The sequence below is a fragment of the Acidimicrobiia bacterium genome (assembly GCA_040878325.1).
Classification (GTDB): Bacteria; Actinomycetota; Acidimicrobiia; order Spongiisociales; family UBA11373; genus JAUYIV01.
Genome location: JBBDMM010000012.1, coordinates 179,152 through 203,846 on the forward strand (window position 1 = coordinate 179,152; position 24,695 = coordinate 203,846).

General features: G+C 68.5%; 31 protein-coding genes. 7 read left to right on the forward strand and 24 right to left on the reverse strand.

Annotation, left to right across the window (positions count from 1 at the left end; translation table 11 throughout):
• Window positions 1–77 precede the first annotated feature (77 nt).
• The 3 genes from WD184_07665 to mraZ all read right to left on the reverse strand — a co-directional run bounded on the left by WD184_07665 (window position 78) and on the right by mraZ (window position 1,934).
• Window positions 78–497 carry a hypothetical protein gene (locus WD184_07665; GenBank protein MEX0826605.1) on the reverse strand — a complete coding sequence of 140 codons (420 nt, stop codon included), beginning with the start codon at window positions 495–497 and terminating at the stop codon, window positions 78–80.
• Window positions 497–1,402: a 16S rRNA (cytosine(1402)-N(4))-methyltransferase RsmH gene (gene rsmH, locus WD184_07670; protein ID MEX0826606.1), complete on the reverse strand. Its 906-nt coding sequence runs from the start codon at window positions 1,400–1,402 to the stop codon at window positions 497–499. Before rsmH ends, WD184_07665 begins: the two co-directional genes overlap by 1 nt.
• A gap of 100 nt (window positions 1,403–1,502) precedes the next feature.
• The gene (gene mraZ / locus WD184_07675) at window positions 1,503–1,934 is read right to left on the reverse strand and encodes a division/cell wall cluster transcriptional repressor MraZ (GenBank protein MEX0826607.1); all 432 of its coding nucleotides are present in this window, start codon (window positions 1,932–1,934) and stop codon (window positions 1,503–1,505) included.
• A 254-nt stretch (window positions 1,935–2,188) separates the two neighbouring features.
• On the opposite strand from mraZ, the gene WD184_07680 reads away from it, so the two are divergent.
• Window positions 2,189–2,914: an SDR family NAD(P)-dependent oxidoreductase gene (locus WD184_07680; GenBank protein ID MEX0826608.1), complete on the forward strand. Its 726-nt coding sequence runs from the start codon at window positions 2,189–2,191 to the stop codon at window positions 2,912–2,914.
• Window positions 2,915–2,922: 8 nt separating this feature from the next.
• On the opposite strand, the gene WD184_07685 is transcribed toward WD184_07680, so the two are convergent.
• From WD184_07685 to WD184_07700, 4 genes are all read right to left on the reverse strand, one after another.
• Window positions 2,923–3,438 (reverse strand): recombinase family protein, encoded by a 516-nt coding sequence (locus tag WD184_07685; protein ID MEX0826609.1) that lies wholly within the window; start codon window positions 3,436–3,438, stop codon window positions 2,923–2,925.
• A 205-nt stretch (window positions 3,439–3,643) separates the two neighbouring features.
• Window positions 3,644–4,144 (reverse strand): HNH endonuclease, encoded by a 501-nt coding sequence (locus tag WD184_07690; GenBank protein ID MEX0826610.1) that lies wholly within the window; start codon window positions 4,142–4,144, stop codon window positions 3,644–3,646.
• Window positions 4,145–4,198: 54 nt separating this feature from the next.
• Window positions 4,199–4,513 (reverse strand): hypothetical protein, encoded by a 315-nt coding sequence (locus WD184_07695; GenBank protein MEX0826611.1) that lies wholly within the window; start codon window positions 4,511–4,513, stop codon window positions 4,199–4,201.
• A 36-nt stretch (window positions 4,514–4,549) separates the two neighbouring features.
• Complete coding sequence (locus tag WD184_07700) at window positions 4,550–5,299, reverse strand: hypothetical protein (protein ID MEX0826612.1); 750 nt, start codon at window positions 5,297–5,299, stop codon at window positions 4,550–4,552.
• Between the two features lie 197 nt (window positions 5,300–5,496).
• Here WD184_07700 and WD184_07705 point away from each other — a divergent pair, with 197 nt between their 5' ends.
• From WD184_07705 to WD184_07715, 3 genes are read left to right on the forward strand one after another with little or no spacing between them, the layout of a single operon-like run.
• Window positions 5,497–6,462, forward strand: a complete 966-nt coding sequence (locus tag WD184_07705) for an AAA family ATPase (GenBank protein MEX0826613.1) — start codon at window positions 5,497–5,499, stop codon at window positions 6,460–6,462.
• Complete coding sequence (locus WD184_07710; GenBank protein MEX0826614.1) at window positions 6,462–7,631, forward strand: DUF58 domain-containing protein; 1,170 nt, start codon at window positions 6,462–6,464, stop codon at window positions 7,629–7,631. The genes WD184_07705 and WD184_07710 overlap by 1 nt, the downstream gene beginning before the upstream one ends.
• On the forward strand, window positions 7,616–9,997 hold the full coding sequence (locus tag WD184_07715) for a DUF3488 and transglutaminase-like domain-containing protein (GenBank protein MEX0826615.1): 2,382 nt from the start codon (window positions 7,616–7,618) through the stop codon (window positions 9,995–9,997). The genes WD184_07710 and WD184_07715 overlap by 16 nt, the downstream gene beginning before the upstream one ends.
• 35 nt (window positions 9,998–10,032) lie before the next feature.
• On the opposite strand, the gene WD184_07720 is transcribed toward WD184_07715, so the two are convergent.
• On the reverse strand, window positions 10,033–10,521 hold the full coding sequence (locus tag WD184_07720; protein MEX0826616.1) for a MerR family transcriptional regulator: 489 nt from the start codon (window positions 10,519–10,521) through the stop codon (window positions 10,033–10,035).
• A 75-nt stretch (window positions 10,522–10,596) separates the two neighbouring features.
• Entirely contained in the window at window positions 10,597–10,929 is a 333-nt protein-coding gene (locus WD184_07725) for a DUF3040 domain-containing protein (protein MEX0826617.1), read from the reverse strand.
• 168 nt (window positions 10,930–11,097) lie between these two features.
• Here WD184_07725 and WD184_07730 point away from each other — a divergent pair, with 168 nt between their 5' ends.
• The 3 genes from WD184_07730 (at window position 11,098) to WD184_07740 (ending at window position 12,900) form a co-directional block, all read left to right on the forward strand.
• Window positions 11,098–11,730: a histidine phosphatase family protein gene (locus tag WD184_07730; protein MEX0826618.1), complete on the forward strand. Its 633-nt coding sequence runs from the start codon at window positions 11,098–11,100 to the stop codon at window positions 11,728–11,730.
• 130 nt (window positions 11,731–11,860) lie between these two features.
• Window positions 11,861–12,622 (forward strand): hypothetical protein, encoded by a 762-nt coding sequence (locus WD184_07735; GenBank protein ID MEX0826619.1) that lies wholly within the window; start codon window positions 11,861–11,863, stop codon window positions 12,620–12,622.
• On the forward strand, window positions 12,619–12,900 hold the full coding sequence (locus tag WD184_07740) for a hypothetical protein (protein MEX0826620.1): 282 nt from the start codon (window positions 12,619–12,621) through the stop codon (window positions 12,898–12,900). The genes WD184_07735 and WD184_07740 overlap by 4 nt, the downstream gene beginning before the upstream one ends.
• Window positions 12,901–12,939: 39 nt before the next feature.
• Here the strand turns inward: WD184_07740 and fabF are convergent, their stop codons facing one another.
• From fabF to WD184_07815, 15 genes are all read right to left on the reverse strand, one after another.
• The gene (fabF, locus tag WD184_07745; protein MEX0826621.1) at window positions 12,940–14,196 is read right to left on the reverse strand and encodes a beta-ketoacyl-ACP synthase II; all 1,257 of its coding nucleotides are present in this window, start codon (window positions 14,194–14,196) and stop codon (window positions 12,940–12,942) included.
• 1 nt (window position 14,197) lies between these two features.
• Window positions 14,198–14,443, reverse strand: a complete 246-nt coding sequence (gene acpP / locus WD184_07750; protein MEX0826622.1) for an acyl carrier protein — start codon at window positions 14,441–14,443, stop codon at window positions 14,198–14,200.
• 23 nt (window positions 14,444–14,466) lie between these two features.
• Window positions 14,467–15,210: a 3-oxoacyl-[acyl-carrier-protein] reductase gene (gene fabG, locus WD184_07755; protein ID MEX0826623.1), complete on the reverse strand. Its 744-nt coding sequence runs from the start codon at window positions 15,208–15,210 to the stop codon at window positions 14,467–14,469.
• Complete coding sequence (locus WD184_07760; GenBank protein ID MEX0826624.1) at window positions 15,207–16,277, reverse strand: beta-ketoacyl-ACP synthase III; 1,071 nt, start codon at window positions 16,275–16,277, stop codon at window positions 15,207–15,209. Before WD184_07760 ends, fabG begins: the two co-directional genes overlap by 4 nt.
• A 54-nt stretch (window positions 16,278–16,331) precedes the next feature.
• Complete coding sequence (fabD, locus tag WD184_07765; protein ID MEX0826625.1) at window positions 16,332–17,264, reverse strand: ACP S-malonyltransferase; 933 nt, start codon at window positions 17,262–17,264, stop codon at window positions 16,332–16,334.
• Between the two features lie 7 nt (window positions 17,265–17,271).
• Entirely contained in the window at window positions 17,272–17,955 is a 684-nt protein-coding gene (locus tag WD184_07770; GenBank protein ID MEX0826626.1) for a LiaF domain-containing protein, read from the reverse strand.
• Window positions 17,952–18,320, reverse strand: coding sequence for a DUF1232 domain-containing protein (locus WD184_07775; protein MEX0826627.1), 369 nt, complete (start codon window positions 18,318–18,320; stop codon window positions 17,952–17,954). Before WD184_07775 ends, WD184_07770 begins: the two co-directional genes overlap by 4 nt.
• Window positions 18,317–19,228 (reverse strand): ROK family protein, encoded by a 912-nt coding sequence (locus tag WD184_07780; GenBank protein ID MEX0826628.1) that lies wholly within the window; start codon window positions 19,226–19,228, stop codon window positions 18,317–18,319. Before WD184_07780 ends, WD184_07775 begins: the two co-directional genes overlap by 4 nt.
• Window positions 19,229–19,343: 115 nt before the next feature.
• Window positions 19,344–19,529 (reverse strand): hypothetical protein, encoded by a 186-nt coding sequence (locus tag WD184_07785; protein ID MEX0826629.1) that lies wholly within the window; start codon window positions 19,527–19,529, stop codon window positions 19,344–19,346.
• Window positions 19,522–20,694: a TRC40/GET3/ArsA family transport-energizing ATPase gene (locus WD184_07790; protein MEX0826630.1), complete on the reverse strand. Its 1,173-nt coding sequence runs from the start codon at window positions 20,692–20,694 to the stop codon at window positions 19,522–19,524. The genes WD184_07785 and WD184_07790 overlap by 8 nt, the downstream gene beginning before the upstream one ends.
• Window positions 20,691–21,140 (reverse strand): SRPBCC family protein, encoded by a 450-nt coding sequence (locus tag WD184_07795; protein MEX0826631.1) that lies wholly within the window; start codon window positions 21,138–21,140, stop codon window positions 20,691–20,693. Before WD184_07795 ends, WD184_07790 begins: the two co-directional genes overlap by 4 nt.
• Window positions 21,141–21,197: 57 nt before the next feature.
• Window positions 21,198–21,962 (reverse strand): metallophosphoesterase, encoded by a 765-nt coding sequence (locus tag WD184_07800; GenBank protein MEX0826632.1) that lies wholly within the window; start codon window positions 21,960–21,962, stop codon window positions 21,198–21,200.
• A gap of 8 nt (window positions 21,963–21,970) precedes the next feature.
• The gene (gene queG / locus WD184_07805) at window positions 21,971–23,074 is read right to left on the reverse strand and encodes a tRNA epoxyqueuosine(34) reductase QueG (protein MEX0826633.1); all 1,104 of its coding nucleotides are present in this window, start codon (window positions 23,072–23,074) and stop codon (window positions 21,971–21,973) included.
• Window positions 23,075–23,127: 53 nt separating this feature from the next.
• Window positions 23,128–23,319 carry a hypothetical protein gene (locus WD184_07810; protein ID MEX0826634.1) on the reverse strand — a complete coding sequence of 64 codons (192 nt, stop codon included), beginning with the start codon at window positions 23,317–23,319 and terminating at the stop codon, window positions 23,128–23,130.
• A 116-nt stretch (window positions 23,320–23,435) separates the two neighbouring features.
• Window positions 23,436–24,662, reverse strand: coding sequence for an NYN domain-containing protein (locus tag WD184_07815; protein MEX0826635.1), 1,227 nt, complete (start codon window positions 24,660–24,662; stop codon window positions 23,436–23,438).
• Window positions 24,663–24,695: the final 33 nt, after the last annotated feature.

Below are 24,695 nucleotides of genomic sequence, written 5' to 3' on the forward strand. Positions count from 1 at the left end.
GTTTCCCCGGCCTTGCGGCCGCCCGCCTCTCCGGCAGAACGGGGTCTTCGCCCTGCCGCTCCGAGCCGAACCCGTACTCAGGGCTCGGCGCTGGCGCTCAGCAGCGCCTTCAAGTCGATCCACCGATCCTCGATGCCCGGCCCGGGACCGCCCAGGCCGGGCACCTCAATCGTGAGGATCCGATCGGGGTACACCATCCCCATCTCCGCGGCGATCGTCGCGATCCGCGCTGCCGACTGCAGCTCGGTCACCTGAAGCCGAAGCTCCCAGTAGCGCGCTTCCTCGGCTGCGATACGGACCTCGTAGTCCTCCAGGACGAACGCCGCGCGGTCGAGCGCGATCCGCGACGACACCAGCAGCAGGAACATCGCCGACAGCGCAATCGCCAGCCCGATCCAGCCCCCGATCCGCCGACGGCGGGTCGTCGGCCCGATGACCACGTGAAAGCCGCGGGGGCGAGGGAGGGGAAATCCGGTGGGAGCCGAGCGGGAGACCATCAGATCCGCTCCGCGACCCGCAGCCGCGCGCTGCGCGCCCGGGGATTGGCGGTGATCTCGGTGTCGGTCGGAAGTTCGGGGCGGCGGGTCAAGATCCGCAGCTCGGCGATCTGGTCGCACACGCACACCGGAAACTCCGGAGGGCAGACACAGTCACGCGCGCCGGCGACGAAACGCTGCTTGACGATGCGATCCTCGAGCGATTGGTAGGAGATCACGACGATCCGACCTCCAGGTCGCAACAGCCGCAGGGCGAGGTCGAGGCCATCGGCAAGTGCCTCCAGCTCGTCATTGACTGCGATGCGGATCGCCTGAAAAGTTCGGCGGGCAGGATGCGGCCGGTCGCGGGGCCCAGGCGGCACGGCCCCGGCGACCGCGTCGGCGAGATGCGCCGTGTCGCGGATCGGTCGATTGCGGACGATCGCCCTGACGATGCGTTTGGCGAAGCGCTCTTCGCCGAACTGGCGGAGGATCCGGACCAGTTCGGCTTCATCCCAGCGGTTGACGACATCGTCGGCGCTCCATGGGGCGTGCGGGCCCATCCGCATGTCGAGAGGGCCAGGCCGTTGATAGGAGAACCCTCGCTCCCCCACGTCGAGCTGATGCGAGGAGACCCCGAGGTCGAAGACGGCTGCAGCGAGATCATCGATGCCCTCCAGGTCCAGCGGCCGATCCAGCGAACGGAAGTCGGCGAGATGGAACGAAAGGCGGGGATGAGGCTGGGTCGGGCGCGCTGCCGGGTCGCGATCGAGCGCGACCACTCGTGACCCCGGTAGCGCCTCGAGGATTGCCGCCGAGTGCCCTCCGCCGCCGTAGGTCGCGTCGAGGATCACTCCCCCGTCGAGCGGTCGCAGCCAATGGACCACCCGATCGACCATTACCGGAATGTGATAGGCACGGTCCACGGTCAGCCCTCCAGAGCGCTGGCGTCAATATGGAAGCGGGCGGAGTAAGGGGCTTTCCACGTGACATCCGGAGGGCTGACCCTGAGCCGTACCTCATCATTCAGATTCCTTCCTCGCTGAGAGACTCCTCGATTCCCGAGTAGAGGTCGTCGGCCTCGTGCGAGACAGACTCCCACTGCGCCGTGTCCCAGATCTCCACGCGATCCGCCACCCCGAGGACGACGACGTCCTTGTCGAGAGCGGCGTAGGTGCGGAGGGGCTGGGGGATCTGCACCCGGCCCTGCTTGTCCATCTGCTGGTCGGTGGCCGACCCGAAGAACGACCGCGCGTAGTTCCGGTTGCGGTGGTTGGTCCGTGGCAGTCGGTTGATCCGCGCCACCTCTTCCTCCCATCGGTCCATCGGGAATACGTAGAGACACCGCTCCTGGCCCTTGGTGACGACCAGGCCCCGCGACAGGCGATCGCGAAAACGGGCGGGCATGACCACCCTCCCCTTGTCGTCCACGCTGTGCTGGTACTCGCCGAGGAACACTCGGTTTCTCCGTCCTTCGCACCGTCATCGCCTCGCTTCCGAGGGCGCTGGGCTGACCGGGCAAGGAACAAGTCGTGCTCCGCTTCGGAGATCGACTTGTTCCCGTTCTCCACGTTGTCCCACTTTGGACCACTCTAACCCACTTGTCAACCCATTTGTGACACTTCGGGGCCAATTCGAACCCCCCGGGGGATATCCGGTGGGACGAGCCGGCGCCCCGGCGTCGCCCCGACCGGCGCATCTAGCCTGGTCGCATGCTGCAGGGTCGCAACATCCTGGTTACCGGCGCGTCGAGCGGAATCGGGCGCGGGTTGGCGCTCGAATACGCCGTCAACGGCGCCCGGGTGTGGGCGGTGGGGCGCCGTTCCGCGCCCCTCGAGCGGGTGGCGGAGGAGGCGTCGGGACTGATCACCCCATTGGCCGTCGACCTCACCACCCTTGGCGGCCGGCGGGCGGTCGCCACCGCCATCGAGCACGACGGCGGCCGCCTCGATGTCGCAGTCCACGCCGCCGGGCTACTGGGCCCGGTCGGGATCGATCTCGCCCAGTACCCCGAGGACGAATGGCGCGCGGTGTTCGAGATCAACGTCACCGCAGTGCACCTGTTGCACCAGGACCTCCAGCGTCACCTCGACCGCGGGGTGGCCCCGGCCGTGATCGGGTTGGCGTCCACGGTCGGACGCAAGCCGCGGGCGGGCTGGGGGATGTATGCCGTCTCCAAGCATGCGCTCGAGGGATGGCTGGGCACACTCGCCGCAGAGTGGCCGGCCGGCCGGGTCTACTCGGTGAACCCGGGCGGGACCCGCACCCCGATGCGGGCAGAGGCGCGCCCGGACGAGGATCCGGCGACCGTCCCCGCCCCCGGGGAGATCGCCCCACTGTTCCTCCGCCTCGCCCACCCGGCGGCACCGGAGCCCTCGGGATCGATTCTCGAAGCCCGGGACTGGATTGGACACGACCCGTGGGAGGGCCTCGGCTGAGACGGCTCTCAGTCCGCCGCCGCCGAGGCTTCGGCGGTGTCGGCGGTGATGATGTGGATCATGACGTCACCATCCGGGAGGATCCCGGGTGGGTCGATGCGATGGGCTCCGATCGATCGAGCGTGCTCCCCCACCCGCTCCAGGACGTCGCGAATGATCATCCGGCTGGGACCGGGCCCCTCCGCTGCATCGAGGAGTGGCACATCGGCTGGGTCCGTGGAGATCACCCGAACCCCGCGTCCCCGCAGATCCCACAGCATGATCTCCTGGACGATCTGGTCGGAAGACAGCACCGACACCCCCGGCACGATCACGGCGTCGGCGGCGCCCGAAGCGATCACCCCCAGCAGCCCGAGATAGCCGTCACGGCCGAGCGCCTCGCCGGCTACCCGGGCGTCGAGGCAGACGGCCACGATGGACAGCCCATGCTCGAGCGCATGGCGGCGGATCGCCTCTTGTTGCTCGAATGCCGAGTGTCCCGCCGACGGGTCGGCGGACTCGCGCACATACCCGACGACGCGCACAGAACCTCCTCGCACCAGAGGCTACCACTACGGAACGTGCGTTATTAGGTCACGGATAGTGCTCGTAGCCAGGCCCCTGCTCCAGCCCCAGCCACGGCCAGAAGCGCGGAACATCTCTCATGCCGACCTCGCTGGAGCCGGAGCCGGATTGGCTGGAGCCGGAGCCGGAGCCGGGGCTTGGGGGCCCCGTCTGAGCCGCCTCGGCTCAGACTGCGGCCCCGAGATAGGCATGCCATGAGGGATGCGGCGGGGACCCGAGGCCAACCAATAGCCAGCCGTGCTCGCGGGGGGCACCGGGGGCGCCCCCCAGGCTCATTCCTGCTTCGTGGGGAGTCCGGTCACCCTTACGGGTGTTGCACCGGCGGCAGGCGGCGACGACGTTCTCCCAGGTATGGGTGCCGCCCCGGGACCGGGGCATCACGTGGTCGAGGTTCTCGGCGCCGTGACCGCAGTACTGGCAGGTGTGCAGATCACGGGCGAACACCGCGCGGCGATTCAAAGGGACCCTCCGCCGGTACGGCACCCGCACGTACCTGCGAAGCCGGATGACGGTAGGCACCTCCACCTCGAGATGCTCCGACCGCCACACCTGGTTCTGCGAGTGGATCAGCTCGGCCTTCTCTCGCACCACCAGGACGACGGCGCGCCGCGCCGACACCACCGAAAGTGGCTCGAATGACGCGTTCAGGACGAGCGCTTGAGCCATGCGACGCGCGACGATAGGCGAGCCGCGGACGGCATGCAGCGGGCAGCGACCCGCCTAGTCCCCTTCGACCGAGTGCTTCCGCAGCACGTCGCGTTCGCCGGCCATGCGGCGGCGCCGACGGCGCCACGATCGCCACAGCCAGCCGAGCACCTTGCCGCCTACCAGCCCTGCCACGAAGGTGGCGCTCAGCACCAGCCACTGGGGCGCGCTCCACTCATAGTTGGCCCAAGCCAGGGTGGCGGTGTCGGTATTCGAGACGATGAGGATCACGATTGGGGTCAGGATCACAACCAGGAGGATCAAGGGCCCGAACCATCGTCTGGGCTCTTCGACTGTCTGCTGCTGCGTGTCCGGTCGATCGTTGGTCATCCGCCGATGATACGGATGTTGGAGCCGGGTTGGGGCTCAGCTGCGGAGCGCGACGTAGGCGGCGCGGGCCACCGCGTAGGCCTTGGCAGCTCTGACGATGGCAGCGCCGGCTACACGCGACCCGTCCGACTTCTCCACGACCACGGTCACCACCTCGGATCCGTCCACGGTCGCCGCCGACACCCACAGCATTCGCTGCGGCTTGCCTTCGGCGAGTGCGCCCACCGCGGCCACGATCGCTGCGGCCACGGCCTCGTCGGTGGTCGCCGCGGCGCGGCGACTGAACCGCTGACCGTCCGCGGCAACCGCAGTCACCGTCACCCCGTCAGCCGCCTCCTCGTAGGCGAGTGCGGCCAGAGTGCGGCCACTCCCGGAGGCGTCCTGGGGCCGACCTGGGGAAGGAGCAACCGCCGCGGGCGCGGACTCGACGACAGGAGTCGAGGGCGGTTCACTCCTGACATCCTCAGCGCGAGGTGGATCGGCTGCAGGCCGTGGTGGTGCGAGCGCCTCTGGAGTGGGCGGTGGGGCTTCTGGACGAGGCGGGACCGCCCCGGGGGAGAACGGCAGGCTCACCACCGGAGCGAGGTCGTCGTGGTCTCCCGCCACCCGCGAGCGCATGCCATGTGACGCCAGCACCCGCTGCACCATCGCTCCGATCGCCTGTGGATCGGCGTCCGGACGCAGCCGAACCCGGACACCGGAAGGCGACCCGCCTTCGGCGTCCACCTCGGCATCGGCGATGCCGGGCAAGGCCATCAATTCATCACGAAGGCTGTCGGAGGCCACCGGCCACTCCCTCTGCTGTTCCCCGTCGATCGATCCTGGTCACAGAGAGTAGTCACATCTACCACACTCTGTCACGGGGTTCTTCGACCCGGACCGCTCCCCTGCCCGCCCGGGAGGCGTGTCCATTCGCAATGCGCATCCTCCGGCCACTGATAGGCTCTCCCGCCACGAGACGAGGAGGCTCAGTGACGTCCCAACTGGCCCAGGACGAACTCGCCTGGTTCGCCGATCGGTTCGACGCGGTCGCCGCGAACATCGAACGCGTCATCCAGGGGAAGCGCGAGGCCGTCGACCTGGTGGTGATGAGCATGCTGTCGGAGGGCCATGTGCTGATCGAGGACGTCCCCGGAGTCGGCAAGACGCTGCTGGCCAAGTCGCTTGCCCGAAGCATTCACTGCGGTTTCACCCGCATCCAGTTCACCCCCGACCTGCTGCCCAGCGACATCACCGGGGTCTCAGTCTGGGACCGGGAGCGCAGCGGCTTCGTGTTCCGCGCCGGACCGGTGTTCACGAACATCGTCCTCGGCGACGAGATCAACCGGGCGAGCCCGAAGACCCAGTCGGCGCTGCTCGAGGCCATGGAGGAGCACCAGGTGACCGTCGACGGCACCACCCGGGAACTGCCGGCTCCGTTCATGGTCATCGCCACCCAGAACCCGATCGAGCACGAGGGCACCTATCCCCTGCCCGAATCCCAGCTCGACCGGTTCATGATGCGGGTGATCATGGGCTACCCCTCCCGGGCCAAGGAGCTCGAGATCCTCGAGACCCACGGACGGCAGTCTTCCTATACCGACCTGGAGCCGGTGGTGACCGCGGACGACGTGCAACAGATGATCGGTATCGCTCGGCGGGTTCATGTCTCCGATCCGGTGAAGGAGTACCTCGTCGACACGGTGGAGGCAACCCGCCACGACCCCGACCTCCTGCTCGGCGCCTCACCGCGAGCCACGCTGTACCTGCAGCGGGCGGCGCGGACCCGGGCGGCGGTTGCTGGTCGAGGATATGTGACGCCGGACGACGTGAAGGCGATCCTGCGCCCGGTGCTGACCCACCGTTTGATCATGCGGCCGGAAGCGCAGATGCGAGGCTCCGAAATCGACGAGATCCTCGACGGCGTCGCCGCCGGGATCCCCGTACCGGGGAGCGGGGTCAGGGCCTGATGCCGACGGGCCGGGGCTGGTCCGCCATCGGAGTATCCGCCAGCCTCTTCGTCCTGTGGGCGGCGTTCGGTGAGAACGACCTGATGACCACGGCGGTGTTCTTGATCGCCGCGGTATTGGTCGGCCTGCTCTTCGTGCGCATGGTCACCCCGGAAGTAGCGGTGTGGAGGCGGATCACTCCGGCCCAAGTCCACGAGGGCGACACAGTGATCATCGACATGGATTTGATCGCGGCACGCCGCCTCCGCAACGTCTCTCTCGAAGACACCGTCCACGGGCTGGGTACCGCACGCTTCGCCGCCGGCTCCGCGCGTCCCCGCGAGCCGCTGACCGGACGGTACGAAGTCCGCTGCCGCGGCCGGGGCATCTTCCCGGTAGGGCCGCTGGTCCTTTCGGTCTCGGACCCGTTCTCGCTGGCGGAGCGTCGCTCGAGCATCGGCGAGGTCGACCGCCTCACGGTCTATCCGCGGATCGAAGCGCTCGTCGGACTGCCGGTGGTGAGGGGACTCGACCCCACGGTCAACTCGACCCGGCCGACGTCGGCCCCCTTCGGCGGAGAGGACTTCTTCACCCTCCGCGAGTACCAGGTTGGCGACGACCTTCGCAAAGTCCATTGGCCCAGTTCGGCGAAGCGCGACGAGTTGATGATCAAGCAGCTCGAGGTGCCGTGGCAGAACCGGGCGCTGGTGCTGCTCGACACTCGCTCTCACCGCTATCCGATCCCGGAGGCCTTCGAACAGGCGGTGCGAGGAGCTGCCTCCGCGTTTGTCCACCTCCACCGGGCCGGATTCAGCCCCGAGTTATGGTCGGGCGTCCGCACGCGCAGCCGGTCGTTGAATCGCTACGCCGAGGCGATGGAGACACTTGCGACCATCCATGCAGGTGACCGCCTCGACCTTCGCAACACAGTGAGCCGGCTTCTGCGGCACGGCGGCGGAGGCGGTGCCCTGGTCCTGGTGACCGGTACGCCGGACGAGGGCTTGCGGGGAGCCCACCGGTTGCTCGCCGGCCAGTTCAGCCAGACGATCGTGATGGCAGTCACCGACGATCCCGACACCGCTTCCTCGCGGCTCCTCGGCATGAACGCGGTGACCGTCACCATCGGGACCCAGGGCCGCTGGGCGCCCTCGTGGCGGGCGGCGATGGAGGTGACATGGGCTACCGCCTGACATGGGTGGCAGGGGTCGCCGCCATCTCTCTCGCGCTGGCACGGGTGGCGCGCCTACTTCTTCCCTCGTCGAGCGGGCTCCCCTGGGAGATCCTGCTCATCGCCGCCGCGGTACTGGGGGCAACGATTACCTGGGCGGCGGCGGCCTACCGGGTGCCGGGGGCGTTGCTCGCCATCATCCACCTCGCCGCGATGACGGTAACGGTCGTCCGGGTGGCGGTTCCGGACACGACCTGGTTCATCTTCCCGACCCGCGCCTCCTTCACCGCGTTGGGCGCCGAGCTCACCTTTGCGCGCGATGTGATTCGGGCGGGCATCGCTCCGGTCCTCCCGCTCGCCGGGCTCGTCGCCATCCTTGCCATCGTGTTCTGGGCGATGGGCGCCCTCCTCGCGTGGGGCCTGCTCACCGGCCGACCCTACGTCGCGGTCCTGACCCCTCTCGTCGTGTATCTCGAGTTCGCGGTCCTCGACAGCCGCATCGGCGGCTTGTGGACCACGGGATACATGGCGTTGATCGGCTTCACCCTCATCGCGGTGACGATCGACCATCGGCGGGAAGGCACCGGCCTGTTGAAATCGGCCAGGCGGGGAGGACGCCTCCGACGAACGATCCCGCTCGTCGGGCTGACGACGCTGCTCGCCACGGTGCTGGTGGCGAGCAATGCCAGCCAGGCGATAGCCGACCTCGTGCCACGGAGAGGATTCCTCGACTGGCAGGGCACCAGCAAGCTGTCCGGCGATTTCTTCGGCAGCATCGCCTACAACCCGTTCGTCGGCATCCAGCAGAGCCTCGTCGCCCAGACGAATGTGCCCGTGTTCGTGTTCGAGCCCGAGTCGGGGCACCCGGCCGACCAGGTGTACTGGCGGCTGTTGACACTCGACGCGTTCGACGGAGATCAATGGCACGCGGGCAACTCCCGCCTCGAGGGATTCGACGAGGTGGCGACCTTCGAGGCTCGGGGCGCCGCCTTTGCCGGACCCCGGTCGAGCTTCCGGGCCACGGTGACGATCCTCGCCCTGCAAATGGATTGGCTGCCGGCGCCGTACGCCCCGGTGTCTCTCGACACCGACGAGGACTCGGTACGCAGCGGAATCCGCTTGCGTCCGGGCGACGGGTCGATCCACTTCGACGCCCTGACCTTCCGGGGGATGGCTTACACCGTCGAATCGGAGATCCCGCAGCCGAGCATCGACATCCTCAGCCGGCTTGACGATGGCACCCCCTCGACGATCTTCCGTTCGGCGATCGAGACCGGAGACTTCGGTCTCGTCGGAGTCGACCTGCCGACGATCGTGAACCGCTCGCTGCCCGACGCTGAGGCGCATCTCGAACTCCCCGACGAACTCGACCCGCGCATCCAACTGCTCGCCGAGTCACAGGTCGAGGGCCTCGAGACCGACTACGAACGAGCACTCTCTCTGGAGAACTTCTTCCGGAGGCGGGGGAACTTCGCCTACTCCCTCGAGGTCCCTCCCGGTCACGGCGCCGCCGAACTCGTCAATTGGCTGCTCGAGCCTGATAGCGCCAACTACCGCACCGGCTACTGCGAGCAGTTCGCCACGAGCATGGCTGTGATGGCGCGCACCATCGGGATCCCCAGCCGCGTCGTGCTCGGGTTCACCCCGGGGAACACGCTCGAGGACGGGCGCCTCGTGATCCGCGACCGTAACGCCCACGCTTGGGTGGAGCTGTGGATGCCAAGCCAGGGCTGGGTGAAGTTCGATCCGACGCCCCGCACCGACGGGATCAACCCTCCCGCCGCCGATGACCTTCCGTTCCGGGCGGCCGACCATCTCGACGCCGCCCAGGCCGAGACCCGTCCTCGCCCCGAGCCCGGGGGGACCCCCGTCACGACGGTCCCCACCACCGTCCCGTTCTCGCCCGACGGAGGCCTCGGCGGAGAGACTCCGATCGACCTGCCGGCACGAACCCGTTCGCTGCTGATCCCGTTGCTGGTTCTTGGTGTCGCCCTGGTGCTGGTGCCGTCGATCAAGTTCGTGCGCCGGCGCCGCCGGATCACGCGGCTCCAGCGCGGTGACGTCTCGGGTGCCTGGCAGGAGATCGTCGACCAGCTGGCCGATCTCGGCACCGAATTGCATCGCTCCGAAACCCCCTCCGAACTGGCGGCCCAGGTCGGCTCGGTGCTCACGCCGCTTGCCGACGTGTACTCGGAGTCGGCCTACGGTCCCGGCGCCCCGCTGTCCAGCCGCCGGATCGCCACCGCCTCCCGCTCCCTGACGGAGACGGAGGCCGAGCTGGCCAGAGAGAACTCGATCTTCAGGCGAATCGGCGCGAGGTACCGGGTGAGATCGCTCTTGCGCAAACGCAATACGCAATACGCAATACGCAATACGAAGGAACGCTGAGAACTCTGGCGTATCGCGAATCGCGTATCGCGGGCCTACCCCTCCGCCTCCGCCTGGACGTCGTCCTCGACGCGGCGGAGCATCTCGAGGAAGTGCTCCCGGTCGAGCTCGAAGCGGGTCACGTCCTCTTCGACCTGTCGGGTGATCTCGTCGATGGCCACGAAGAAAGCCAACTGGCCCTCTCGCAACGCGTCGACCAACTCCCCCTCGTCGCTGGCCACCTTGAAAATCGACTGACCGTCGGTGACGAGCTTCACCTCGGCGAGGTGCTGATCCATGTCGGCGGTACGACGCAGGTAGTCCCACGCCCGACGCACCCGCTGGACCGACATGCCGTTGTCGAGCAGGCTCTTGACAACACGCAAGGCGACGAGATCGCGGAACGAGTAGAGGCGGCGCTTGCCGGGTCTGCCCCCGGTGCCCTGGATCGAGGGCTGTATCAGCCTGACACGGTCCCAGTATCGGAGTTGATGCGCGGTGCAATCAGTGAGACGGCATGCCTGCTGTGCGGTGAACCCTTCCAAACCTTCCTCTCTCCCTCCAAGGTCGTCCACCTAACGCAGCGGCCGACGACTCAGTCTCCCCAGAGGTTGGCGACTCTAGCGGCTGCGCCAGCGCCGCCGCATCCGCCCCACCATCGACCCGGGTGACGCGGCACCAACTCCCGAACGCTTCCTCAAGATCGCGACCATCCACGCCGCGCTCATCACCATCCCGGCGAATCCAAACAGTGCGACGAGGGTCAGCCGCGTGAAGAACGCGAGCATCAGCACGAACCCGACCACCATCCCCAGGAACGCCCACTTCAGTCGACCGCGCGACACCGAAGCCAGCGTCGCATCGCGCACGGTCTCGGCGAGACGAGGATCCTCCTGATAGAACTGCCGCTCGATCTCTTCGAGGATGCGCTGTTCTCTGTCATCGAGGGGCATCGCGTTCTCCGGCAGGTGGGCGGCTGAGTATACCGAGCGTGCCCTGTTTGGCACCGAGTGATCGAGGCGGATCTCCCTCGGCATCGAGCGGACAAGCGCGCGCCACCGCGGACGATCCGAAGGGCTCCACTACCCCCCGGCACTTGCCGCCACCTACACTCCCCCGCCGTGCTCGAACGCCTTCATCTGGTGCGCCACGGCGAGGTCGCGAACCCCGACGGGGTGGTGTACGCCGACCTGCCGGGGTTCTCGCTGTCCGCGGCCGGACGCGCCCAGGCTGCGGCCAGCGCCCGCTACCTCCAGGCCCGTGGGCCCGAAGCAGTGGTTTCTTCTCCGCTCGACCGCGCATTGGAAACGGCCGGGGCGATCGCCGACTCGATCGGGGTGGCGGTGACGACCGACGACCGTCTGCTCGAATGGCGATTGTCCGGACGGTGGGCCGGGGTTCGCTGGGACGACCTCCCCTCCAGGTTCCCCGGAGAGGTCGAGGCCTACCTCGCCGCCCCCTACGACCTCGCCTTCGCGCCGGAGAGCATCGACGAAGTCGCCGCACGCATGGCCGCTCTGGTGATGTCCCTCGATTCCGCCGATCTCAAGGACGCGGTACTGGTCTCTCACCAGGACCCACTACAGGCGCTCCGGGTATTCCTCGTCGGCGGCACCCGGGAGTCCTTTACCACCGGCAAGCCGGGCCATGCTTCGGTGACGACCCTCGAGCGGGTCGGAGGACGCTGGCACGAGGTCGGTTACTGGGAACCGGAGGTCGACACGATCCCCTTCCCTCCACCGGGGCCCCCTTGATTCCCGGGACGGCCACGGCGGGGCTGGGGACCCCGCTCGTGGAGGAGGGCCGACCGACGTCTGTTCGGCCCGAAGGGCCGAGGTCGGCCCGGGAGTCAATTCGGCCACGGTCCGGCGGCATAATGCGCCGGTGCTCCCCGCCCCCCTGATCGTCGCCACCGCACTCGGCGTTGCTTCCCTCACCGGGGCGATCCACCTCGCCGTCGACGAGACACCCTTCGCGCCGGGGGCTGCAGGTTTGATCGCCGTCGGGATGATGATCCTCGCCGTAACCGCCGTCGCCGGGGTGCTGCTTGCCCGCAGCCGCTGGTCGAGGCTCGCGGCTGCCGGCGTCGCCGCGGGGTGGATCGCCATTGCTGGGTCGAGTTCGGTATCGGGGTGGTCGGTTGCGACGATCGCCTCGGCCGGTCTCGCTCTCGCTGGGTCTCTAGGTCCGTGGCTGGCCAGGTGGCTGCGGCACCGGGCGTCGGCCGACGGGCCACCGCCGGCTGCAGTCGTCGCCCTGCTGCTGCTGCTCGCCACCCCCGCCGCGGTCGGCCTGGTCTCGGCAGGCGAGGTCGGGCTGCTCGGCTGGGTTCTCGCCGGCTGGTCCGTGGTGCTCGCCCTTGCACTCGCTCGGGCGATGGCGGGATCTCTCACCGTGGCCCGGGTGGTTCACCCGGTCCTGTCGGTTACCGCCGGTGTCACCGCCGGAGTCGCCGGGGCGGTGGTCCTGGGGCTGCTCGGCCTGGCGGTTGCGGGTCTCGCCTGGCGGCGGGAGGTGTCGATATCGGTGACCCCGCGCATGGCCGGCGGCGGACAAGGTGCGCTACGGATTCCACCCGAGCTCGCCCCGCCCGACGTTCTCGACGCGGCCGGGGCGGATTCGACCGGCCGGGTGAGGCGGCCATGAGACGGTTGCCCAACCCGTGGGTTGGCGTTCCGGCGCTACTCGCCGGGATCGCCGGCGGGATCGTCGCCTTCATCGTCACCGAAGCCTCGTGCGCTCCCGGGAGCTGCGCCGCGGTGGCTTCGATCAGTGCCGTCGTCGTCGGCCTGGGCATCGCCGCCGGAGTCGGAGTCGTGGCGGTACTCGCCTTGAAGTCGATCGACGAACATCGGACTCATCGCGAGCGGATGGTGCTCACGATGCTCGAAGGCGACACGCGACCCGAGGAACCCCCGGAGTGACCCCCGTCTAGGGGGAGAGCGAATAGGCACCTGACTTCATCAGGTCTCGGCGGTTTGGTGCGCCGCGAACACGAGGGCGGCGTTGTGGCCGCCAAATCCGAAAGAGTTGGTCATCGCATTCCGTACTGGCACCGCCCGGGCCTCATTGGGCACGTAGTCGAGATCGCACTCAGGGTCGGGGTTCTCGAGGTTGATCGTGGGCGGCACGATCCCGTCGCGAATCGAGAGAATGCACACCAGCGACTCGAGGGCGCCAGCCCCACCGAGAAGATGGCCGGTCATCGACTTGGTCGACGAGACGGGCGTCTTGTAGGCGTGGTCGCCGAAGACGGCCTTGATCGCCGCAGTTTCGGTCGAGTCGTTGGCTTGAGTCGATGTCCCGTGGGCGTTGATGTAGTCGATCGACTCGGGGCCGAGCCCGGCGTCTTCGATGGCGTTCTGCATCGCCCGGGCAGCGCCACCTCCCCCGGGGCGGGGCAAGGTGACGTGATAGGCGTCGGCGGACATCCCGTAGCCGACGATCTCTGCGTAGATCTTGGCCCCCCTGGCCAGGGCGTGCTCGCGCTCCTCGAGGATCAGCGTTGCGGCCCCCTCGCCCATCACGAACCCGTCGCGCTCGGCGTCGAAGGGGCGGCTGGCCCGCTCAGGCTCGTCGTTGCGGGTGGACAGGGCGCGGGCCTGGCTGAAGCCGGCCACGGCGAACTCGCAGATGGGCGCCTCGCCTCCGCCGGCAACCATCACGTCGGCGGCGTCGCGCTTGATCAACTCGGCCGCATCCCCGATGGCGTTGGCCGAAGCGGCGCAGGCGGTGACGATGCAGGTGTTGGGGCCCCGCAGGTTGAAGCGAATCGACACCAGACCGGCGGCCATGTTCGAAATGATCTGGGTGATCGCCAACGGGCTCACTCGATCGGGGCCGCGTTGGCGCATCGTGTCGACCCCTTCCTGGAAGGAGATCATGCCGCCGATGCCAGAGCCGACGACCACGCCCGCCCGATGCGCCGCCGGGTCGTCATCCTCGTAGGCGATTCCCGCGTCCTCTATCGCCTGCTGGGTGGCCGCCCAGAAGAACTGGTCATACCGGTCGAGGCGGCGGGCCTCCTTGCGCTCGATGTACTGCTCGGGGTCGAAGTCCTTCACCTCGGCAGCGATGGTTGCCTTGTACCCGGAGGTGTCGAAAGCGGTGATCTGGCCCACACCAGATCTGCCTTCGAGAGCGGCCTTCCAGAACGACTCGACGTCATGCCCGAGCGGGTTGATCGTGCCGAGGCCGGTCACCACGACCCGCCGGGTCATGTCAGCCACCGAGCTTCTGCATCACCAGGTCGACGGCCTGTCCGACCGTACCGATCTGCTCGGCCTCCTCATCGGGGATGCTCACCCCGAAGTTGTCCTCGAGCGCCATGAGCAACTCGACGACCCCGAGCGAGTCGACTTCGAGATCCTCTTCGAAGGAGGCGGACATCGCGATCTTGTCACGATCGATGCCGAGCTCGTCGACGAGCAGGTCGGTCATCTTCGCTTCGACTTCGGATCGGTCCATGCTGGCTCCTTTGTTCTCAAGGCCTAGAACGACAGTCCGCCATCGACCACCAGCACCTGGCCGGTGACGTAGGAGGCCTCGTCCGAGGCAAGATAGCCCACCGCCGACGCGATCTCGACAGGCGTCCCGAACCGCCCTACCGCGATGGAGGGCAACACCGCGTCGCGCACCTCCCCGCCCAGAGCGTCGGTCATGTCGGTCTCGATGAAGCCGGGGGCGACCGCGTTGACGGTGATGCCGCGAGACCCCACCTCCTTGGCGATGGACTTGGTGAACCCGATCAGCCCGGCCTTGGCGGCGGCGTAGTTCGCCTGCCCGGGGTTGCCGGCGATGCCGGCGACCGAAGCGATCGAGACGATCCGGCCCCACCGCGCCTTGAGCATGCCTCGCAACGCCGCTTTGGTGGTCAGGAACGCCGAACTCAGGTTGGTGCGGATCACCGCGTCCCAGTCCTCGGGCTTCATCCGCAACAGGAGGCCGTCCGCAGTGATCCCGGCGTTGTTGACGAGGATCTCGATCGGGCCGAACGCCTCTTCGACCGCGCCGAACATCGTCGCGACGGCCGCGGCGTCGCCGACGTCACCCTCGACGGCCACAGCCTCCCCACCACCGGCGACGATCGCCGCGACCGTCTCTTCGGCAGCATCTCGCCGTGACCGGTAGTTGACGGCCACCCGATGGCCATCGGCTCCGAGCCTTTCGGCAATCGCCCTGCCGATGCCGCGCGACCCGCCGGTCACCAGTGCGGCCCGCCCCGCCACCGTCAAACGCCCTTGCCGTGAACGGCGACGTTGGGCTGCAGCAGCTCGAGGGCAGTAGCGGTGCTTGGAGGCAATTCAGCATATGAGGTACCACGGGGCGTGGTGCGTGCGCCCCACCTGTAGACGCAGGCGGCCCAGGTGAAACCCCCACCGAACGCGGCGAACACGAGGTTGGAACCGCCCTGAATCCGCCCTTCCTCGAGCGCCTCCGTCAGGGCGATGGGAATCGTTGCCGCCGAGGTGTTCCCGTAGGAGGCGATGTTCACGTACACCTTGGCCGGGTCGAGCGACAAGCGGCGGGCGGTGGCATCGATGATCCGCACATTCGCCTGGTGAGGGATCAGCAGGTCGATGTCGCCGACCTCGAGCCCCGCCTTGGCGATCACCCTGGTCGAGGAATCGCCCATCGCCACGACTGCACGCCGGAACACGTCCTGGCCCTCCATGAGGATCGAAGGCGCCTGCGAGTCGAGGGGGTTGCCCTCGGTCCCGGTTCCGGGAACGCAAAGCAGATCGCCGGCCGTGCCGTCGCTCCCGAGCTCGAAGGCCAGCAAGCCTCCTTCCTCGTCGCTCGCCTCGATCACCACGGCCCCGGCGCCATCGCCGAACAAGACGCTGGTGGAGCGGTTGGTGAAGTCGAGCCAGTAGGAGAGCTTCTCGGCACCGATCACCAGAATCCGCCGCATCGATCCCGCCCGGATCATCTGGTCGGCGGTCGAAAGCCCGAAGAGGAATCCCGAGCACGCCGCGTTCAAGTCCATGGCCGCCGCCCGGGTGGCGCCGATCTTGGCCTGCACCATGGTGCCCGCGCTCGGGATCAGCCGGTCGGGGCTGCAGGTCGCCATGATGATGAGATCGATGTCCGTGGGTTCGAGACCGGCCGCGGCGATTGCGTGCCGGGCAGCCACCGCAGACATGTCGGATACCTCGACGTGGGAGATCCGGCGTTCCTTTATGCCGGTGCGGGTCGTTATCCAGTCGTCACTCGTGTCGGTCAGCGTCTCTAGATCGCTGTTGGTGAGGACGGCGGGAGGCAAACACTTTCCCCAGCCGGTGATGATGGCGTTAGGCACCGTGCACTCCTCCAGGTCTCCGATTCATGAGGCTACGCGGATGGCTGCGCTCTGTCAGCCTGACGGCTGCAGACGGTCGACCACCGCGGCGATCCCGTCTAGCGATGACACCGCGATCGCGTCGGCACTCTGTACCGACCTCTTCGCCAGACCTGCGGTTACATCGCCAGGGCCGACATGCACGAACACGTCCACACCGGCCGACTCCATTGACAGGATGGACTCGGCAAACCGCACCGGGGCGGTGAGTTGAGCCACCAACATCGGTCCCACGTCGTCGCCGTGGGGCTCCGCGGTCACATTCGACCACACGGGGAAAGCCGCCGGCCGGGTGGTCACGGCGGCGACCGCTTGATCCAGCTCGCGGGCTGCCGCGGCCATGAACGGTGAGTGAAATGCGCCCGCGACCTTGAGCGGAATCGCTCGCCTGATGCCGAAGCGGGCCACATTCGCCTCGGCCCACTCGATGTCCTCGGCTCCCCCGGCGACGACGACCTGGCCCGGAGCATTGAGGTTGGCCACCCACAGCCGCCCGCCCTCCTCGCGTCGCGCCCCCGCCAACGCCTCCGCCGTCGCCGGATCAGCCCCGATGAGCGCTGCCATCCCCGACTCCTCATGGTCGGCCGCCGCCGCCATCGCCTGCCCTCGCGCCGCCACGAGGCGGAGACCATCGAAGAAGTCGACCACCCCGGAGGCGGCAAGGGCGGTGTACTCACCGAGGGAGTGCCCACCGGCGGAGACGGGAGGGCGGGCGAGCCGCGTTTCTAGTTCCCTCCACAGTGCGAAAGCCACCGCGTACAGGGCGGGTTGGGCGCGCTCGGTGCGGGTGAGCGCCTCTTCGGGGCCCTCGAGGCACATTGCCTGCAGCGACCATCCCAGAATCTCGTCGGCGGGTGGACCGAGGAGGTCGGGATTGCGCTCGAACAGGTCGGCCCCCATCCCGACGACCTGGCTGCCCTGGCCGGGGAAGAGGACCGCGTAGTTCATACCCGCCTCACTTCCAGCGCGAGGCGTGCTTCACCTCGAGGCCGCCGAGCGCGCACAGCGCCTGGATCTCGAGGCGCGGTGCGCCCGCGCCGCCGAGCGCCCGCTCGGTGGTGTCGTCCCACCCCCCCATCAACGGCAGTCCGCGGATCTCCACGACCCAGCCCCGCGGGACCATGATCACCACGCTTCCGAGGATCGCCGTCACCGAGATCTCGGCCCCCTCGGCCGTGGGCAGCGCCTCGTTCAGGTCGAGCGTCACCCCCCCGAGTACGGCCGTCAAGCTGGCGCGACGAAAAGACTTGGAACGAGTCGTGTGGAGGGCCGACCCGAGAATCGCGATGCCGTCGATCTCGTCGTCGTCGGCAGGACGCCGACCGAGCCGCTTCCCCCAGCCGACCATCAGCCAGAGCCCGATGAGCACCAGGGCGGCCGGCCAGACGTAGCCCCAGGCGTCATCGCCCAATAGGCCGGTGGTGACGCCGAGCAGGGCGAGTCCGATGCCGATGAGCGCCAGTGCCCCGCCGGTCACCCGATTGCCCGAGATGGCGTGAAACACCCCAAGGGCGGCGATCGCCGCAGGCCACCACCCGGCGACGGCGTCGCCCGCGTCGAGTACATCCACCGAATCGAGAAAGAACAGAACACCGACGGCAGCAAGCACGCTCCCGGCGAGCAGCCTTCCGGCGTTCACCGCGCCACCGCCCTGGCGGCAAGGCGCAGACGGCTCGGCACGAAGCGACCCGCCAGGGCGAGGGCACCGAGCAATGCATCGAGCGCAGCCGGGGACCCGTCCCAGTGCTCCCGCACGATGTCGTCGCCGGCAGCCTCCACCAGTCGGGTGAGCGCCAGCACCGCGATGGCGGCGTCGTCCACCTTGCCCAGCACCGGAATCCGGTCGGGGATCAGGTCGATCGGCAGTACCGCGTAGGCGAGAGCCAGACCTGCTCCGACCCGATGCTTACGATCGATTCGTTCGTCCCGCGCCAGCCGCACCACGAGCTTGGCAAAGGCGGGCACCGCGGTCACTGCCTGCCGGGCGGTATCGACCCAGGTCATGCTGGCGCTCCTGCAAGAAGGGCTGCGCCGACGATTCCGGCACGATTGCCGAATGCCGCCGCTACCACCGGCGTTTCCGGACGATGACGCTGCCCACTGAGGGATTCCTTCAACGCGGCACGCGCCGGTGCGAGCAACGGCTCACCGATCGCACCGACACCGCCACCAACCACTATCACGTCAGGGTCGAACACGACCACCATGTTGGCCAGACCCCGGCCAAAATGCACGGCGAACTCCTCGAACGCCGCGCCGGCCGGCCCGTCACCGGCAGATGCCGCCTCGGCGAGGTGGCGTCCCGAGGGAACCGCAGCACCGGCCAGACCGGCGACCATCGAGGTCGGATCGCCCGCGGCGAGTGCCCGCGCCGCCCGATCGAGCGCCGTTCCCGACGCAAGCGCCTCCCAGCAGCCGAAGTTGCCGCACGAGCACCGGGGCCCAGCGGGATTCATGATGACGTGGCCGATCTCTCCGAGAAACCCCCGGCCGTGTTCGATACGACCGTCGATCACAAGACCTCCGCCGATTCCGGTGCCGATCGTGACCATGAGCACCATGCGGTGGCCCCTACCGGCGCCAGCGGTGGCCTCGGCCAGTCCGGCGACATTGGCGTCGTTGTCCACCGCGACGGGCACCCCCAACGCCGCCGACACGGGCGCGGCGATCGGCGTCCCGGCGTCGCGGTGAGGCATCCACACGAGGTCTCCATCTCGGATCAACCCGGCGATCGACACTCCCACGGCGGAGAACCCCACTCCCAGCCCGGCCACAACGCCGGCGATCGTCGTCGGAATGTCGGCGGCGTGTGCCGGGGTGGCCACGGTCACCGGCGTGGACCGGTCGGTGGCCCGCTCGACCAACGCGGCCGAGAGGTTGGTGCCTCCACAGTCGATTGCCACCACTGCCATGCGTGTGGTCCTCCCACCGGGAACCCGAGAATATTCGCCGGCCCGCCAGATGATCCTCGTCGCCCCGACGTATCCAGATGAATGCGGATGTGAACTGAGCGGTGGTTGGTGCCGGCTATTCGACTTCGATGTGCTGGGGCCCGTCGTCCCGTCCGGGATCCCCGTCGTCGCGCACCTTCCCCACCTCTTCGAGAAAGGCGCTGAGCCCGGCGACGACCTCGATCGCCGCCTTCATCAGATGAACGGCGGCGCGCTGCGCGCCCCGGCGGGCGGCGTCACCGAGGTCCTCGGGTTCATCCACGGGGAACCCCGAAGCGCACCCATAGCTCGCCTTCCATCAACTTGGCTCCTACCACCTCGCGCCGTCGCAGCGAGTCGGGCAGCACCAGCGACCGGCGGTAGGGCCCGACAGTTATGTAGACCTCATCGGCACGGCGCATCACATCCACCTCTCCCTTCTCGGCGAACGGCAGGAACAGCGCCAGCACGACGTCCTCACCCTCCTCGAACACCCGGAACGGCGTGCTGGTGGCAAGCCGATCGGTCGGGTCGAGGTCTGCGTAGAGCTCCTCGGCCAACAGACGTAGCTTGGCGACGCCGACCATTTCCTCATCGAAGAGGCGCAGGCGCAGCAACGACAGGTCGGCAAAGGCCTCCTCGACGGTCTCGAGGTGCTCGGCCTGCAGCTCGCGCCACCGCTTGAAGTACGGATCGGTGACAGCCTCCGGGATGATGCGGTTGACGATGGCGGCATCGACGGCGTAGCCGAAGAGGCCCAGGTAGGTGTAGGTGCGCCGTGCCTCTGCGACGACCATCTTCTCAAGGTTCATCACCAGGCGGGCGCTGGTGATCTCCGGGTCCACCAGGACGCGGCGAACACCCTCGATGCGCGCGTAGAACCCCTCGCCCGCCTTGAACACGTCGTCTCCGGGGATCGGCATCGAGATCACCCTCGACAGCACCGGCCGCACCACCTTGGCGACCCGCCGCTCGAGCGGAAACAGCTTTTCCATGTACCAGCCGAGCGCATCGGGCAGGCTCAACAGCCGGAGAGTCTCGGCGGTCGGGGCGCAATCGACCACGATCACGTCGTAGGTCCCCGACGCGACATGGTCCTGGACCTCGGCGAGGGCGAACAACTCGTCCATGCCGGGGAACACCACCAGTTCTTCAGCGGCGATGCCGCTGGCGCCGCCCCAGTCGAACAGGTCGGCCAGATAGTCCCGCACCGTGCCCCAATGGCTTTCGAGGCGACGCTGGGCGTCGATCTGCTGCCCGTCCAACCCCGCCGAAATCGCCGTCGGCTCGTCGCCGAGCGGGACGTCGAAGGCGTCGCTCAGGCTGTGGGCGGGATCGGTGGACATGACCAGGGTGCGATGCCCCAGGTCTGCCGCCCGCAACGCGGTGGCGGCCGCAACCGTCGTCTTGCCGACGCCACCCTTGCCGGTGATGAGGAGCACCCTCACCCGTCGGCCTCTTCCATCTCCTCAGCCCGTCGACGCAGGCCGCGCAGCGCCGCCTGGACTATTTGCTTCTCCGCCTGCCTGCGGAGGAAGCCGGGGACCACGAAAGCCGGCTCGACCCTGAGTGCGTAGACGATCTCGGTACCGCCCTCTTCACGAAGGTTGAACTCGTAGTACCCCTCCATGTCTTTGATATCGGGTCCGGGAACCGCGTTCCACGACATCCGGCGGGGTTCGTCGTACTCGTACTGCAACTCGTACGAGATCTTCTTGATGTACCCGTCGACCTCGAAGCGGGCCCGCCGCGGCCGCCCGGCACCGTCGACCTCGAGAATCTCGACGGCGGACACCCCGGTGGCCCATTCCGGGTAGGCAGCCAGGTCGGCGGCGACGGCAAAGACGCGCTCCGGCGGGGCAGATGCCTCGGTCGAGCGCACGGTTCCTTCCATGGACGCGACACTAGCGATGGCAGGTGACTGCCTTTCAGGCGATCGGCGCCCGGCCGATCACCGCACGTCCGGCACATGGCGAACCGGGCTCTTGGTGGCTCGGAAGTACCCGACGTTCCTGCACCAGGTCGACCCGACCCGCCACGAGATCGCCTGCGGCTGGTGGATGTCGCCGAAGTAGTGCCACCGGGGACGGTGCTCGAGCAGGTAATCCAGCACCGCCGCCGACTGTTTGGGCCTCCCCCCAACCACGTCCTGACTCAAAGGACGCACCGCCGGGGCGACATGGGTGCACAGCATGTCGACAGGACCAAGGGAGTCGAGCTTCCGGGCGAGGGCCTCCTCCTCGATTTCACCGGGGACACCGATCGAGGCAATGCCTCCTCCGGCGAAGCCGACGCGGAGGCCCTCGAGGTCGATCACCTCACCGTCGACGAAGCGGGACCCGGGAGGCAGGCAATCACGGAGCATGTCGGGGCGGTCCACGTTCCCGTAGATCACATACGACTCACTGCCTTCGAGCGCGGCGCGCGTGAGCAGGTAGTCGGCTGCGATCCGCTCGTCATACCGCCGGCGGATCGTGTCCTCCTGCCCGGCGGTAAAGCCTCGCCACAGTGCTCGGGCCGCCTCGTGCTCCCCCTGCTCCCGCAGGTCGGTCAATTCGGCCACGAACTCGCGTCCGGCGATGTCGGCGAGCATCCCCTCCAGGGTGCGGTAGTCGACGAAGTTGAGGAGGTCGCCGAGGATCAACAGGGGCTCTCCCCGCGCCGCCACCTGCGCCAGAGCCTCGAATTCCCCGTGGACGTCGGATACCAACAGCATCAGGGCCCCTAAGAAATAGCCGACGCGCCGGCGCGAGACGCCTCGACCGATCCGGCGTCGACGGCCGCCCGGAGGGCGGCATCGGTGGCGGCTCGGAGCGCGGCAGCGGCTCGGGCACCGCCGATCCGCCCGAGCGCCCACGCCGCGTGCTCCCGGAGCATCGGGTCGCGGTGCGCGGCGAACCCCGCCAGCACGCCCACGGCGTCCTCTCCCCCGGTGTTGCCGAGGGCCACCAGGGCGTTTCGCCGGAGATACTTCACATCGTTGCGGGGCACGTAGAAGCGTTCATAGCGCGTCCGCAGCGTCTGGTCATCGGAACCGAGGAGGGTGAGCAAGTCGACCCTGCCCCGCCCGGCAGCGCCGCCGGCGATGGCGCGATGTCCCGGCGGGCACGCCTCGAGGCAATCGTCGCATCCATAGACCCGATCTCCCATCGGCTCGCGAAGCTCGGTCGGGATCGAACCCGGTGCCTGCGCCCAATGGGCGAGGCATCGACGCGCGTCGAGGATTCCGGGAGCGACGATCGCTCCCGTGGGACAAGCGGGAATGCAGGCATCGCAGGTCCCGCAGTCTCGCCTCATTGGTGAGTCGACATCCAGGGACGCGTCCGTGACCACGCTGCCGAGCAGCACCCAGGGGCCGGCACCTGGGACGAGCACCATGCTGCTCTTGCCCCACCACCCGACGCCGGCGCGTACGGCGGCCGCTCGATCGACCAGTCGGTTGTCGTCGACCAGCACCTCGGCCCGATGCCCCTCCGCCCGCAACATCGCCGCGATCCCTCCCAGCACCGCTCGCAGCGGGGCGTAGTGATCGTCCTCGGCGAATCGCGCCACCCGGCCCGTTCCCCGGGTCGGCGGTCCCGGGCTGCCTGCATCCGCGGCGTACCGGTGGGCCCCCACCAGCAGGCGACGCGCCCACGGGAACGATCGGGTGGGGGCGGCGGACGTTGCCGGGTCGGCAAAGGTGAACTTCAGCTTTCCCGACCGTCCCGAAGCCACGGCCTCTTCGAGATCCTTCCCGGTGTCCTCGAACGGCGCTGCCTCACAGATGCCAAAGCCGGCCAGCCCCGACTCCAGCGCCAATGCCCTGATCCGTGCTCCGAGTTCCACAGGGGCGAGGGTAGGGAGTCGCCAGTCACCAGTCACCAGTAGGAGGGCCCCGCCTACTCGTTGGAGGCTCGGCGGATCAGGCGTAGTTCGGGGACCAGGCCTACGTCGGCGAGGACCTCGAGGGCGGCTGCCTGATCGAGGTCGACCTCGATCGGTCCCAGCATGTCGCCGAGGAGCATGGTCACCACGCAGTCGTGACACGCCGCGGTGTGCTGCGCCACGCACTCGTTGCAGTCGATCAACATTTCGGCCTCCTCCATGTCGCCACGAGGAGAAGATACGAAACGGGTATGACAAGAACGGGGGGTGCTACGCCCCCTTGTGCCACCTACTACCTACTCCTGCTACCTGCCACCTGCACTCAGCCCCGCTTTCGTGCCCAGGCGACCAGGGCGTCGGACCACAGGGCGAGGGCGCCGGTGCGTTCGGCTCGCTCCCGAACTGCGCGGTCGTTGGTGATCACCACACAACGACTCCGCCGGGCGGCGATGTCCACCACCACGTCATCGGCCTCGATCCCGGCCGGGGCGAAGACCACCTCGATTCCACCCCCCGGCTTCCGAGAGCCTTGTTGTTCGGCTTTCGAATCCCACACCACGGTGACGGTCATGGCGGGACCGCCGAGGGAACGCAGCCGGCGAAGATGGGGCTCGAGACGAGACCGGACCTCGGCCGCAGTCCCCGGCCCGAGGGCGAGGCCGGCGTTGTAGCCGTCGACGATGACCGCCACCCGACCCCCCATTCGGGCCACCGCGTCGATCGCCTCGGGTGAATCGGGCCCGACCCCGACCGGAAGCTGCAGTCTCTCCTCGGCGGGCAAGGGGCCTGGGTCGGTAGCACCCACCCGCCGTGACCGCGCCATCAAGTCGTCGAGGTGCCGCGCCAGGTCGATCGGATCGGTTCCGAGCCACCCCGGCCCGGTTTCGGCCTCTACCGCCCTCGCCTCGGAGTCCCCTGCGGAACGGCGCAACCGGCGGACCTCCTCGCCGGCGTTCTTCACCTTGTTCTCCAGGTCGGTGATGAGCCGCTGGAGCTGCTCGACTTCGGCGGCGTGGTCTGTCTCGGCGCGCCTTCGCGCCGCGGTCTCCTTCGCACCGGCCGCCTTCGTGGCTCGATCGGGAGCCCGCACCGCCTTCTCGGCCTTGGCACGTTCGGTCGTCGCGGTCTCCAGCTTCTTCTGGAGATCACGGGCCTTGGCCTTCCAGGCGTCGCGGTCCTTGACCAGCTCGTCACGCCCACCGTCGCTCGGCTCTCGGCCCTCCCCCACGGCCGACGCCACCGCCTCACCCACCACCCCCACCAGGTCGGCCGCCCATCCCTCGGGTCGGACGAGAAAGAGCGCCGACGCCCGGTGCGGACCCGGCTTCACCGGGTCGGCATCCGGCCACTGCTCGAGAGCCCGCGTTCGCAGCCAGTCGATCCGATCGAGTTCACGGGTGAGGCGGCGGGCGAGGTCGGGAGTGAAATCACCGGCATGACCCACCACCTGCCGCAGCTTCGCCGGCACCTGGTCGGCGTCGAGATCGGCGAGTGCAGCCCGCGCCGAGTCGAGCGCCTTGCCCAGCACCGAAGTCAACTTGAAACGCACCGGGCCGACGCTACCGGGCGTAATGGTGTACCG

What these genes read in the sequence shown, in the direction of transcription:
- WD184_07665 (MEX0826605.1), bottom strand. Translation starts at nt 497, where the DNA reads ATGGTCTCCCGCTCGGCTCCCACCGGATTTCCCCTCCCTCGCCCCCGC.
- WD184_07680 (MEX0826608.1), top strand. Translation starts at nt 2,189, where the DNA reads ATGCTGCAGGGTCGCAACATCCTGGTTACCGGCGCGTCGAGCGGAATC.
- WD184_07690 (MEX0826610.1), bottom strand. Translation starts at nt 4,144, where the DNA reads ATGGCTCAAGCGCTCGTCCTGAACGCGTCATTCGAGCCACTTTCGGTG.
- WD184_07695 (MEX0826611.1), bottom strand. Translation starts at nt 4,513, where the DNA reads ATGACCAACGATCGACCGGACACGCAGCAGCAGACAGTCGAAGAGCCC.
- WD184_07710 (MEX0826614.1), top strand. Translation starts at nt 6,462, where the DNA reads ATGCCGACGGGCCGGGGCTGGTCCGCCATCGGAGTATCCGCCAGCCTC.
- WD184_07715 (MEX0826615.1), top strand. Translation starts at nt 7,616, where the DNA reads ATGGGCTACCGCCTGACATGGGTGGCAGGGGTCGCCGCCATCTCTCTC.
- WD184_07725 (MEX0826617.1), bottom strand. Translation starts at nt 10,929, where the DNA reads ATGCCCCTCGATGACAGAGAACAGCGCATCCTCGAAGAGATCGAGCGG.
- WD184_07740 (MEX0826620.1), top strand. Translation starts at nt 12,619, where the DNA reads ATGAGACGGTTGCCCAACCCGTGGGTTGGCGTTCCGGCGCTACTCGCC.
- fabF (MEX0826621.1), bottom strand. Translation starts at nt 14,196, where the DNA reads ATGACCCGGCGGGTCGTGGTGACCGGCCTCGGCACGATCAACCCGCTC.
- acpP (MEX0826622.1), bottom strand. Translation starts at nt 14,443, where the DNA reads ATGGACCGATCCGAAGTCGAAGCGAAGATGACCGACCTGCTCGTCGAC.
- fabD (MEX0826625.1), bottom strand. Translation starts at nt 17,264, where the DNA reads ATGAACTACGCGGTCCTCTTCCCCGGCCAGGGCAGCCAGGTCGTCGGG.
- WD184_07775 (MEX0826627.1), bottom strand. Translation starts at nt 18,320, where the DNA reads ATGACCTGGGTCGATACCGCCCGGCAGGCAGTGACCGCGGTGCCCGCC.
- WD184_07780 (MEX0826628.1), bottom strand. Translation starts at nt 19,228, where the DNA reads ATGGCAGTGGTGGCAATCGACTGTGGAGGCACCAACCTCTCGGCCGCG.
- WD184_07795 (MEX0826631.1), bottom strand. Translation starts at nt 21,140, where the DNA reads ATGGAAGGAACCGTGCGCTCGACCGAGGCATCTGCCCCGCCGGAGCGC.
- WD184_07800 (MEX0826632.1), bottom strand. Translation starts at nt 21,962, where the DNA reads ATGCTGTTGGTATCCGACGTCCACGGGGAATTCGAGGCTCTGGCGCAG.
- WD184_07810 (MEX0826634.1), bottom strand. Translation starts at nt 23,319, where the DNA reads ATGTTGATCGACTGCAACGAGTGCGTGGCGCAGCACACCGCGGCGTGT.